Below are 12967 nucleotides of genomic sequence, written 5' to 3'. Positions count from 1 at the left end.
AAGCCCTTTAGTGAATTTTAGGAGGAATTTTAATGGAACTCAGTGAAGTAAGAAATTTTTTAGAATTTGTTGAAAAGAAGTTAGCCAATTTCAGGGGGTCTCTTTGACTTAGAAGGTATGGAGCGAGACATTGCTGAGTACAATGAAATGATGGCTGAACCAGGTTTCTGGGACAACACCGAGAAAGCTCAACAAACGATCAATGATGCGAATACGATCAAAGAGAAGTACAACCAGTTTAAAGGATTAGAAACGCAAAAAGAAGATCTTGAAGTGATGCTGGAAATGCTTAATGAGGAAAAAGACGAAGCGTTGGAAAAAGAATTAAGTGATACGACGATCCAATTTGAAAAAGAAGTAGAAGAATTCGAACTTCAAATGCTGTTAAGCGAGCCGTATGATAAAAATAATGCCTTGCTGGAAATTCATCCTGGAGCAGGCGGAACAGAGTCTCAAGATTGGGGCAGTATGTTGTACCGAATGTATACTCGCTGGGCAGAACAAAAAGGTTTTAAGATAGAGATTCTTGATTACCAGGATGGTGACGAAGCGGGAATTAAAAGTGTGACCTTATTGATCAAAGGACAAAATGCTTATGGGTATTTGAAAGCTGAAAAAGGTGTACATCGTCTTGTACGGATTTCACCTTTTGACTCTGCTGGAAGACGGCACACCTCCTTTGCGTCGGTAGATGTGGTTCCGGAATTTGATGATGATATTGATATTGAAATCAATCCGGACGAGTTGCGTATCGATACTTATCGAGCAAGTGGAGCTGGTGGACAACACATCAATAAAACAGATTCAGCGGTCCGCATCACCCATTTACCGACTGGAGAGGTAACGGCTAGTCAAGCGCAACGCTCGCAATTGCAAAATAAAGAGCAAGCAATGAAAATGCTGAAAGCCAAATTGCATCAACTGCAGCTCGAAGAAAAAGAAAAAGAAATGGCTGCTATTCGTGGAGAACAAAAAGAAATCGGATGGGGTTCTCAAATTCGCTCTTATGTTTTTCATCCGTATTCTATGGTTAAAGATCATCGGACGAACTATGAAACTGGAAATGTGAATAATGTGATGGATGGAGATTTAGATCCATTTATCCATGCTTATTTAACTAGTCATATCAGCAACTAAAAATATTCTGTCGAACTTTCGTCATACTTTATAGATGGCGAAGGTTCTTTTTTTGTCATCTTTGTAACATTCAAAGAATCCGGCTCTCTCGAAAAGAGGTGATAAAAGCAGCCAATTGCTCAATATAAGGCAAGCTAACCTCTAAACAATAGTAAAGTTGGAGTGAAGTCGAAGTAGAGAAAGACACAGGTAGAAAGAGTTCTATAGTGACATGTTGTGAAATATATTGAAATGTTTTTGTAAAGAGATTAAAACAGACATTGATTCTCTAAATGATATAATTGTTTTTGGGCAAAGGGAATACTTTGCTTTTTTTATACTGTTAGACAGTGTAAAAAAAATTCAAACTTAGATAGGTGATAAAATAATGATTGAAATGCTCAACGTTTCGAAGAAGTATCCTAATGGGATTACTGCTGTGAATGATTTGTCTATTCGTATTGAGCAAGGCGAATTTGTCTATGTAGTTGGGCCAAGTGGTGCTGGGAAGTCAACTTTTATTAAAATGATCTATAGAGAAGAGCTGCCTACAAAAGGAACGATAAAAGTAGGAGATTTTGATTTAGCGAAAATGAAAAATAAACAAGTTCCTTTTTTAAGAAGACATGTTGGAGTAGTTTTCCAAGATTTTAAACTGTTGCCAAGACTTACTGTATACGAAAATATTGCTTATGCAATGGAAGTAGTGGAAAAAAATCCAAAAGCTATTAAAAAACGTGTTTTGGAAGTACTGGATTTGGTGAAGCTGAAACATAAAGTTAAGATGTTCCCGAATGAATTATCAGGTGGAGAACAACAACGGATTGCGATCGCAAGAGCTATTGCCAATATGCCTCGCGTATTGATTTGTGATGAGCCGACTGGTAACTTAGACCCCGAAACATCATGGGAAATTATGCATATTTTAGATGAAATTGCCAACAGCGGAACAACCATTATTATGGCAACTCACAATAGTCAAATCGTTAATGAAGTAAGACATCGTGTTCTTGCAATCGAAAATGGCCGCATTGTCCGTGACCAACAGGAAGGGGACTATGGCTATGAAGCTTAGAACGATGGGAAGACATATCAAAGAAGCATTTAAAAGCTTAGTCAGAAATGGCTGGATGTCACTGGCAGCGGTTAGTGCTGTTGCTGTAACATTACTTTTAGTTGGTAGTTTTATCGCATTATTAATGAATGTAAATAAATTAGCCTCTGATGTAGAAAATGATGTGAGTGTTCGTGTATATATCGATTTAGCTGCAACAGAAGAACAACAATCGCAGTTAGGTGAAGACTTAGAAAAACTGCCAGAAGTTGAAACCGTTGAATATTCTAGTCGTGAAGATGAATTGCAACAAGTAGTTGGAACTTATGGAACAGAATTTGACTTATTCGAAGGCGATGATAATCCATTGCACGACGTTTATATCGTCAATACCAATTCGCCAGAACAAACTAGTGTCGTAGCTGAAAAAGTCGAAGAAATGGAATTTGTATCTCAAGCCAATTATGGTGGAGCAGAAGCAGATAAATTATTTGAAACAATGGAAAGTGTCCGCAATATTGGTGGGGTAGTTATTATAGCATTACTACTAACAGCGGTCTTCTTGATTTCAAATACGATTCGTATCACTATTTTCTCGAGACGAACAGAAATTGAGATCATGAAATTAGTAGGAGCCACAAACTGGTTTATCCGTTGGCCATTTGTTATTGAAGGAGCACTTATAGGATTAGTTGGTGCTATCATCCCAACAGCTATCATTAGTGCAGTATATGTATACGGATATGATATGATTTCAAATTATTTTGTTGGAACCTACTTCTCATTATTACCGGTAAATCCTTTCTTATTCCAACTGGGAGCAGTACTCTTAGCAGTCGGAATAGTTATCGGAGCAATAGGATCCTTACTTTCTATTAGAAAATTTTTACGTGTGTAAACAAAGTCAAAAATGTTAAAGAACTAGTCAAGTGTAAAGCAACTATCAGTCAAAAACTTATCGAATAATTGGGGGAAACATCGTGAAAAAGAAATTAGTCCATCTAGCATTGCTTACAGTATTAGGGTTTACTACAGTGGTATCGCCGATAACGGCTTATGCATCAATCGATTCAGATATTGAGAGTACAAACAAACAATTGTCAGATTTAGAAGCACAAGAGAAATCTGCTCAAGCAACTCTAGTAGAAATTGCTGATTCTATCAAAGAGAATGAATCTAAAGCAGATTCTCTAGTAAAAGAAATGACAGAAGCTCAAACAACATTGAAAGAATTACAATCTGAAATCAACTCTTTAACAGAAGCGATTGAAAACCGTGAAGAGAAATTGGCTGCACAAGCTCGTTCTGTTCAAACAAGCGGAAACACTGGAAACTTTGTTCAGTTTCTTTTAGAATCTGAAACTTTTGCTGATGCAATGACACGGATGGACGTAATTTCTAGTTTAGTTAAAGCTAATCAAGATCTAGTTACAGCTCAAAATGAAGATAAAGAAGCAGTAGCTGCTGCAGAAGCTGCAACAGAAGAAAAACTGCAAGAACAAAATGTATTAGCTGCGGAACTAGAAGCAGCTAAAGCTGATTTAGAAACTAAAAAGCTTGAAAAAGAAGTAGCAGTAGCAACCATTGCAGCTGATAAAGCTGATGTTCAAGATCAAAAAGACTACTATTTGAGTGTAAAAGAAGCAGCAGAAACAGAAGCTGCATTATTGACTTCAGTAGAAGCCGTTACACCTGCAGCAAGTACGGACAATAGTTCTTCTGATTCAGAAACTGCATCTGCATCAACTGTAGAAGCAGCTTCTGCTCCAGAAGCTGAATTGAAAGCTGCACAAACAGCTAACGCAACCACTTCTCCAGCAGGTGGAGTTTGGGGTACTGTTAAAAATGCAGCATTCTCAGTAAGTGGTACACCGTATCTATTTGGTGGGACAACTACATCTGGATTTGACTGTTCTGGATTTACAAGCTATGCTTTTGCAAAAGCTGGCATTTCACTTCCACGTACAGCAAGCGGACAATATGCAGCTTCTACAAAAATTTCTCAATCTCAAGCACAACCAGGTGATTTAGTATTCTTCAGCCAAACTGGTGGAGTTGATCATGTAGGAATTTATTTAGGAAACAATAAATTTATTGGTGCACAAAGTTCAACTGGAGTAGCAGTTGCTGAAATCAATCAATATTACTGGGCAAAATACCTAGTAGGTTTTGGACGAGTAAACTAATTTAATCATTATAGAGCATCCCCATTTAATTATTCGATAATAGAGATTGAATGCTTTTACGTTGGAGGCAGGACCTAGAGTCCTGCCTCTTTTTGTTCGCCCAGCATGGGCGAACTCTAACGGGTGCAAGTCCCGAATGCGACCTGACAGTGGTAAAGCATATAGTAGAAGGCAAAGGTGTCCACTGTGAGGTGAAATTTGGGTTCTGTGGCATTTAACGTTGGAAACTAAAACCATATTTTCTCATTAATTGTTAATTGTTGCTCGGAGGAGAACATGAATGAATCTGAGACAGCCAGCAACTCTATTGTTTTAGTTTATTAGTCAAGTGAAACTTCATTTTAGGTTCATTTGAGAAGTAAATACAATTTATTAGTCAATTGAGAGCTTAAGTGAACGCTGCTTCATCAATAAACCCCATTTATTCATCGAGTCGGACATTTTTGATTCCTCACTTGATGAATAACCCTCATTTGCTCCCACAAATGAAGGCCTCTTTTCACAGTGAACAGAGCATTCCTCCAAAGGAAGCTGTTGAGTGCCGTTACTCTACTCGAATAAAAACAAAATCGCCTAGTTTAAGTCCGCTTTTGTTTCCTCCTCACTGTTAATTGAAATAGAACCATACGCCTAAATCTTCTTCCTGACTATTAAGAAGAGCCCAGCTTTCTAGAATAAAGACTTATACAATAAACGCACTTTTTTTCAATACTCTTTTTATCATTAGTAAATTATATTTTTGTTTCCTTATGGTATAGTAGAGATAAATAGAATGCGTAAAAAGTTTTTTTGTGTATTTTTGTAAAAGTAATGTAAATTGTATGGTCTTTGTAAAAATCAAGATTATCTAATGTTTATTTGTTAAAATAAATGTTGGAGCTGGGAAGAAGGGGAAAATATGGTAAGTAATCTATTCAGTGCAGTACTACTCTTTTTTATTCAACCAACTTTTTTGATCGGTGTTATGGTGGCACTAAGTTTAGCAGTTAATAGAAAAAAACAAGAACGAAAGTTGTTTCGCGTAGCCATTAATAAAGACAATCATGAGGTGGTTCAATTTTTTACAAAAGGATTGATTCCCGGATTAATCGGTTCGCTCTTGATTGTTGGTGCTGGTGTACCGATCACGATTGAAATTATAGTTCTTTATCAACTATTTGCACTTCTAGGATTGCTGGCTGGATTACGCTTTTTTCATCCTCTATTTACGTTTCCTTTATCCGCTTTAGCTATTATTGGAATAGATAGATTTGGAATAGTGGATCAACTACCGAATCCCATCAATGATTGGTATCAGGGGATTACTCAACTAGAGTGGTTGAATGCTCAGCTCATCCAGAATAGTTTAATGATTGCAGTATTCAGTTTACTTGCAACAACAGCTTATTTGTTTTATCAAAGAGAGACGAGTTTTTCTCCAAGATTCAATAAAACCAAGAGAGGGAAGAAAATCGCGACATACCCATTGACGCCTTTTTGGTTGATGCCCTTAGTGCTTGTTATACCAGGTGAAACCTTTACTGAGTTATTTGATTGGTGGCCAGTCTTTTCTATTGGAAATGGAACTTATTCTTTTTTTGTGTTGCCCCTATTGATTGGATTTAGATACACTGTTCAATCTCAAGTTCCAAAAGAGGCAACTGAAAAAATAGCTAAGGAATTAAGTCTTGTAGCTCTACTCGGGCTCCTGTGCGTTGCAGGTTCTTTTTGGAATTCTTTGATCTTGTTAGGCGGATTAACAGTTTTATTCTTAGGTGGCGTTATTGTACTATGGAGACACTATTTGAGAGAAAAAAGTGGACGACGACTATATGCACCTGCGGATAAAGGATTAAAGATCATCGGTATCCGACCTAATACTCCGGCAGAAAAAATGAAGTTGCAGGCAGGAGAAACAGTAACTTATTGCAATGAAATCCCCATTGAGACAGAAGATGACTTCTATGCAGCTCTTGCTAAAAACAGTGTTTATTGTCATTTAAAAGTCAATGACATCAGCGGTGAACCACGATTAACGGAGACGGCTTTATACGCTGATGATCCACATGGACTTGGAATTGTCTTTTTACCCTGACAAAATGAAAAAAGTTAACGGAGGAACAATATGAAAAAAGTATTGATCGTAGACGATGAACCTTCAATTATTACGTTACTAGCGTTTAATTTAGAAAAAGAAGGCTATTCAGTTAAAACGGCTTCTGATGGATTAGAAGGGTACGAGTTAGCTGTTACGAAATCATTTGATTTTATTATTTTAGATTTAATGTTGCCATCAATGGATGGAATGGATATTTGTAAAAAGCTGCGTCAAGAAAAGATCAACACTCCTATCTTGATGTTAACTGCTAAAGACGATGAACTCGAAAAAATTATAGGGTTAGAACTGGGCGCGGATGACTATATGACAAAGCCGTTCAGCCCTCGGGAAGTCTTAGCTCGAATGAAGGCTATCATGCGTAGAATGGGTGAGCCTTCTGAGAATACTGAAAACGAAGCTAAAACAGATGTGCCAAATGAAGACGAAAAAATCGAAGTGGGAGAAATCGTCATTTACCCACAACAATATGAAGTAGTGGTTCGCGGTGACCAAATCGAATTGACACCAAAAGAATTCGAACTGCTCTTGTATATGACTAAAAGATTGAATCGTATTCTAAGCCGTGAGCAGCTTCTTAATGCTATTTGGAACTTTGATTATGCAGGAGAAACACGAATTGTGGATGTGCATATCAGTCACTTACGCGAAAAAATCGAAGTAGATACTAAAAATCCTGAATACATTCGTACTGTTAGAGGTTTCGGATATAAATTCGAGGCGCCTAAAGTATGAAGCAACTGCATTTAAGGATTTTAAGTACCTTTATGATTATTTTCATTTTGTTCAGCTTAGTATTCGGTGTCTTTTTAAATAATCTATTGGACTCGCATTCTCGTGAGCGACAAAGTGACACATTGATTGAACAAGCTCGATTGATGGGTTCCTTTTTATCCGATGACTTCGTAGAAAACAGCCCGATATCTGACACTTTAATGCAAATGGATGCTCTGTCTGTCCAACTGGATGAACGAATCACATTGATTCAACCAGATGGTACAGTTATTTATGATTCTGAAACAAATGCAGAAACGTTAGAGAATCATGCGAAAAGAGAAGAAGTGGAAACAGTTATAGATGGAAGTTCTTATGGAATAGGATCCCGGGTGAGCAATAGTACAGGGATAGAAGAATACTATGTGGCTGTACCTTTATTTGATGAAACTGGTGAACTCATTAATATCCTGCGTTTGTCTCAACCAGTTGAAACCATTACTCAGTTGTACACTGAAATTAATCAGTCTCTGGTTCTATTTATTATTGTGGCTTTATTAGTAGCGTCAATCATCACGTATTTCACAACTAAACGCATTATAAGCCCTATAGAAGAAGTTATGGATGTGACAAAAGAGCTTTCTGAAAAACACTATACGGTGCGTTATTCGGGTCAAGGATTTGGAGAGATTTCTAAATTGGGCTCAACTGTAAATGAACTGGCAGAGAGTTTAGAAAACCAAATGTTGGAGATTAGACAAAACGATGAACGACTGTATGAGTTGATCAATCATTTAGTGATTGGCGTCATGCTACTGGACGATCAACGCAACATCCAAATGGTCAATCCAGCCATGAATCGGATTTTAGGTGAAGATACGTCTAAACTGTTAGGGAAAACTTATGTGGAAGCCATTAAAAGCTATGGGTTAAGTCATATTATAGAGAGAGCGTACAGAAGGAAAAAAGCTCAAAATAATGAGATTTATTTCTATTATCCACAAGATCGGATCGTGGATGCCAATATTGTTCCGATCAGCGGGAAAAATCCTGGAGAACTCAACGTGATCGTTTTGCTGTATGATATTACGGAAATCAGGAGATTGGAAAAAGTCCGGACAGACTTCGTTGCCAATGCATCTCATGAGTTGAGAACGCCTGTAACAGCTCTAAAAGGCTTTGCAGAGACACTTCTAGACGGAGCGAAGGAAGACAAAGAAGTATTGGATCAATTTCTGGAAATCATGTTAAAAGAAAGCATTCGGTTAGATTCTATTGTCAACGATATTTTAGAATTATCTCGCGTAGAACAAAAACAAGTTCCTGTAAATGCGGAAAACGTGAAGGTGCGAGAGGCTATTGAATCAACTTTCAAATTAGTGAAACAAAAAGCGGAAAGTAAACAAATGGAACTTTCTATTATTGAAGAAGATACAGTCAGTATCCAAACCGACTTAAGTCGCTTAAAACAGGTCTTAGCTAATTTGATCAACAACGCCATTGTGTATACTCAAGAAAAAGGGAAAGTAGTCGTGAAGATTCATAAAGAGGATGAATATGCTGTTATTGAAGTAAGTGATAATGGTATTGGAATTCCTGAAGATGAACAAGACCGGATTTTCGAACGTTTTTATCGTGTAGATAAAGCGAGAAGCCGAAACTCTGGTGGAACAGGATTAGGATTATCCATCGTGAAGTATTTAGTGGAGAACTTAAATGGTTCGATCACTGTACACAGTAAATTAGGACTTGGAACCACCTTCACAGTTAAATTGCCCTATCATTTGATTTAAACTCATAAAAGCTCAAGAAATCAGCAGAAATGTGGAGATTTCTTGAGCTTTTTTGTGTATTTCCAGCGATTACAGTTGAGGATAACTCAACTGAAAGGTTCAAGAAACTGATTATTTGGGGATAAAGTCGGATAGAAAAATACTATTTTTCTTAAGCTATGTACACGCTGAGTATAACTATTAATAGGTACAGTCTATCGAAGTTTGCGAAAATAATGACATAGGTTAAAGACTTATAAAGGAAAGATTGATCAAAAAGGAGCAACTAACCTTCTTGCTCCATGTCCTTTTACATGAAGTTAATAATCTTTACATAATCCCAATGAAACATTACATAAAGTCGATTAAAAATTAATATTCACAGTTTAAGATAGGTTTTGTGGACGAGCGGATGTAGTCCAAAAAACCAAACAAAAAGGATGGGAATAAATGGATTTCAAAAAAATATCTAAATATATGTTAACTACCGGAGCAGCTCTTTTACTAGCAGCTTGTGGCGGTGGAGAAGAAGCTGGAACTGAAAGCGGAGATAATGCTGGGGGAGGAGATTTTGATACTTCTCAAACCATCAATGTTATCACACGTGAAGATGGTTCAGGTACACGCGGTGCTTTTACAGAGATCACTGGTGTTTTAGTTGCAGATGGCGACACAGAAACAGACAATACTTACGCTGGAGCAACGATTCAAAACAGTACTAACGGAGTCATGACCACTGTTGCTGGAGATCCTGTATCAATTGGTTATATCTCGTTGGGATCAATTAATGATACTGTAAAAGCATTAATGATCAATGGAGTTGAGCCAAGTACGGAAACTGTTCAAGACGGTTCATATGAAATTGCTCGTCCATTCAACATTGCATACAGCGGTGAATTGAGCGAAGTTGCACAAGACTTCTGGACATTTGTTATGAGCGCTGAAGGACAAGAGTTAGTCGTTGGAGAAGGATATGTTGAAGCTGTTTCAGATGCACCTGCATACGAAGCTGCTGAAGGACTTTCAGGAAATGTGAGTGTTGTAGGTTCAACTTCTGTAACTCCTGTAATGGAAGTATTGGTTGAAGAATATAAGAACTTAAACCCAGATGTAACGATCGATATCACATCTAACGGTTCATCTGCTGGTATGACAGCAGCAATGGATGGATCTGCTGATATTGGTATGGCTTCTCGTGAATTAAAAGAAGAAGAACTTGCTGAATTAACTGCAGAGGCGCTTGCAATTGATGGTATCGCAGTAATCGTTCACCCTGATAATTCAGTGGAAGATTTAACTACAGAACAAGTAAGACAAATTTATACTGGTGAAGTAACAACTTGGGCAGATGTTGCTGAATAAGTAAAACAATTAAAAGAAGACCAATTTTTCTGGTCTTCTTTTAGAATGTAAGAAAAAACAAGACATTCAACTTTACGAGCCTGCCTTATTGCTAAAGCAGGCTCGTTGTTTTTTTTATGGGGTAATGAAATTAGGTAAACTATTTTACAATTATCCATAAGTATACTGCCTTAAATGATATTGTATTTATGGATGATTTAATCTGTAACACAAAAAGGAGATAATCATGAAAGCAAAAAAATTAGAAGGATTTATGCAAGGTGTATTTCTATTTTCTGCCTTGATATCCGTACTATCAATTATTCTAATTATCATTTTCATGTTTGCAGGCGGAGTTCCGTTTATGATGGAATATGGATTGACTGATTTTTTGTTTGGAGAACGTTGGGCTCCTTCAAACTCGCCAGCATCATTTGGTATTTTACCAATGATTTTAGGATCAATTTTTGTAACCATCGGTGCCATTGTTATCGGTGTACCGATCGGTATTTTAACAGCTATTTTCATGGCGGAATTTTGTCCTCCAAAGCTGCACAAAATCTTAAAACCAGCTGTTAACTTAATGGCAGCTATTCCCTCAATTGTTTATGGTTTCTTTGCATTGCAACTAATTGTTCCGATCATGCGTGACATTTTTGGCGGGACTGGAATGAATATGTTGACGGCGATGATTTTACTTGGAATCATGATTTTACCGACAATTATCGGTTTATCAGAATCTAGTTTACGATCTGTACCTAGATCGTATTACACAGGAAGTATGGCTCTTGGCTCTACTCATGAACGCACGGTACTGAAAGTCATGTTGCCTGCTGCAAAATCTGGTATCATTTCTTCCGTCATTTTAGGAGTCGGAAGAGCTATCGGTGAAACGATGGCGGTCGTATTGATTGCTGGGAACCAACCGATCATCCCTCAAAACTTGACAAGCGGAGTACGTACATTAACGACGAATATTGTTCTTGAAATGGCCTATGCTGCTGGTAATCATAGAGAAGCACTCATTGCTACTGGTGTTGTGCTATTCGTATTTATCTTAATTATCAATGGAATTTTCATGATTATTAAGCGAAAGGAGTCTAAAGCATGAGCAGTAAGATTATCCGCTCTCTAGTATATTTATCCGCCACAATCACATTTGCTTCACTAGTTTTTATTTTAGTGTACATCTTTTCAAATGGACTCCCTCATTTAACAGCAGATATGTTTGCATGGGAATTTACTCCAGATAATCAATCGTTGATGCCTGCTTTGATTACGACTTTTATCGTTTTAGGACTAACGCTATTGATTGCAACTCCAATCGGTGTTTTTACAGGGTTTTATTTGGTAGAATATGCCAAAAAAGGAAATAAAGTAGTAGGAGCTATTCGTATGGCAACGGATACTTTAGCGGCCGTACCGTCAATTGTTTATGGATTGTTTGGAATGTTGTTCTTTGTAACTTTTTTAGGCTTTCAATACAGTGTGGCAGCAGGAGTGTTGACTTCTGTAATCATGGTGCTGCCTTTGATCATCCGTTCAACTGAAGAAGCATTGATGGCAGTAAATGATTCTCTTCGTGAAGCCAGTTTTGGTTTAGGAGCTGGAAAACTGAGAACGATTTTCAGAGTCGTTTTACCAGTCGCTATGCCCGGTATTTTAGCAGGAGTTATTTTAGCCAGTGGTCGAGTGATCGGAGAAACGGCTGCTTTAATGTACACCTTGGGCACTTCTTCTAATTTGCCAACTGGATTGTTTTCTTCAGGAAGAACGCTAGCTTTACACATGTATGTGTTATCAAATGAAGGTATCCATGTCAATCAATCGTTTGCTACCGGTGTAGTATTGATATTGTTTGTATTGGTCATCAACGGACTGTCAACATTTCTTAGCAATAAGCTCACAAAGGGGACTAAATAATGAGTAAAATTAGTATAAAAGATATGAATCTTTGGTATGGGGACTTTCAAGCTTTACATGGCGTAAGCTTAGAGATTCCTAAAAATGAAATCACAGCATTTATCGGGCCATCTGGGTGTGGGAAATCTACGTTGATCAAAAGCTTAAACCGAATGAATGATTTAGTAGAAGGCTGCCGAATCGAAGGAGATATTTTATTAGATGGTAAAGATATCTATAATTCGAGTACAAATGTGAATACTTTACGCAAGGATGTAGGGATGGTTTTCCAACAACCTAATCCGTTTCCAATGAGTATTTACAACAATATCGCGTATGGACCGAGAACACATGGAGTAAAAGATAAAAAAGAGTTGGATGAGATCGTTGAAAAAAGCTTGCGCGGTGCGGCTATTTGGGGTGAAGTGAAAGATGACTTAAACAAGAACGCACTCTCTATTTCTGGTGGACAACAACAAAGAATCTGTATAGCTCGAGCATTAGCTGTTCAACCAGAAGTATTATTGATGGATGAGCCAACCAGTGCATTGGATCCCATTTCAACTGCTAAAATAGAAGAATTGGTAACGGAGCTGAAAGAGAAGTATACTATAGTTATGGTTACTCACAATATGCAACAAGCATCTCGCGTTTCTGATAATACAGCCTTCTTTTTCAATGGGTACATTATTGAATCTGGTGACACCAGAAAGATGTTTACCAATCCAGAGAAAAAACAAACAGAAGACTATATTTCAGGACGATTTGGTTAGAGTAGAAAATATGT

General features: G+C 37.5%; 11 protein-coding genes. All 11 read left to right on the top strand.

All coding sequences use genetic code 11. The annotated features are described in order from the left end of the window. Window positions 1-32: 32 nt before the first annotated feature. Window positions 33-1137 (top strand): peptide chain release factor 2 gene (gene prfB / locus ACEN4I_RS08320; RefSeq protein WP_407095861.1). Its coding sequence is split into 2 segments (ribosomal slippage): window positions 33-104 and window positions 106-1137, totalling 1104 coding nucleotides; the frame shifts between segments, so codons are not numbered across the junction. A 367-nt stretch (window positions 1138-1504) separates the two neighbouring features. After that, entirely contained in the window at window positions 1505-2191 is a 687-nt protein-coding gene (gene ftsE / locus ACEN4I_RS08315; RefSeq protein ID WP_407095862.1) for a cell division ATP-binding protein FtsE, read from the top strand. Beyond that, a complete protein-coding gene (gene ftsX, locus ACEN4I_RS08310) occupies window positions 2181-3068 on the top strand; it encodes a permease-like cell division protein FtsX (RefSeq protein WP_407095941.1) in 888 nt (295 codons plus the stop codon). Before ftsE ends, ftsX begins: the two co-directional genes overlap by 11 nt. 82 nt (window positions 3069-3150) lie before the next feature. Then, on the top strand, window positions 3151-4356 hold the full coding sequence (locus tag ACEN4I_RS08305; protein ID WP_407095863.1) for an NlpC/P60 family protein: 1206 nt from the start codon (window positions 3151-3153) through the stop codon (window positions 4354-4356). A gap of 898 nt (window positions 4357-5254) precedes the next feature. Beyond that, a complete protein-coding gene (locus ACEN4I_RS08300; RefSeq protein ID WP_407095864.1) occupies window positions 5255-6430 on the top strand; it encodes a PDZ domain-containing protein in 1176 nt (391 codons plus the stop codon). 30 nt (window positions 6431-6460) lie between these two features. Beyond that, complete coding sequence (locus tag ACEN4I_RS08295; protein WP_407095865.1) at window positions 6461-7186, top strand: response regulator transcription factor; 726 nt, start codon at window positions 6461-6463, stop codon at window positions 7184-7186. Continuing rightward, window positions 7183-8958: a two-component system histidine kinase PnpS gene (gene pnpS / locus ACEN4I_RS08290; RefSeq protein WP_407127708.1), complete on the top strand. Its 1776-nt coding sequence runs from the start codon at window positions 7183-7185 to the stop codon at window positions 8956-8958. Before ACEN4I_RS08295 ends, pnpS begins: the two co-directional genes overlap by 4 nt. A 429-nt stretch (window positions 8959-9387) precedes the next feature. After that, on the top strand, window positions 9388-10299 hold the full coding sequence (locus ACEN4I_RS08285; RefSeq protein WP_407095867.1) for a substrate-binding domain-containing protein: 912 nt from the start codon (window positions 9388-9390) through the stop codon (window positions 10297-10299). Between the two features lie 226 nt (window positions 10300-10525). Further along, window positions 10526-11389 (top strand): phosphate ABC transporter permease subunit PstC, encoded by an 864-nt coding sequence (pstC, locus tag ACEN4I_RS08280; RefSeq protein ID WP_407095868.1) that lies wholly within the window; start codon window positions 10526-10528, stop codon window positions 11387-11389. Continuing rightward, entirely contained in the window at window positions 11386-12201 is an 816-nt protein-coding gene (gene pstA, locus ACEN4I_RS08275; protein WP_407095869.1) for a phosphate ABC transporter permease PstA, read from the top strand. The genes pstC and pstA overlap by 4 nt, the downstream gene beginning before the upstream one ends. Beyond that, window positions 12201-12953 carry a phosphate ABC transporter ATP-binding protein PstB gene (pstB, locus tag ACEN4I_RS08270; RefSeq protein WP_407102721.1) on the top strand — a complete coding sequence of 251 codons (753 nt, stop codon included), beginning with the start codon at window positions 12201-12203 and terminating at the stop codon, window positions 12951-12953. Before pstA ends, pstB begins: the two co-directional genes overlap by 1 nt. Window positions 12954-12967 lie beyond the last annotated feature (14 nt).

Source organism: Desemzia sp. FAM 23990, assembly GCF_045528485.1.
Lineage (GTDB): Bacteria > Bacillota > Bacilli > Lactobacillales > Carnobacteriaceae > Desemzia.
Note: the sequence above shows the minus strand (reverse complement) of the source record. Positions and strands in the feature narration are given on the sequence as shown.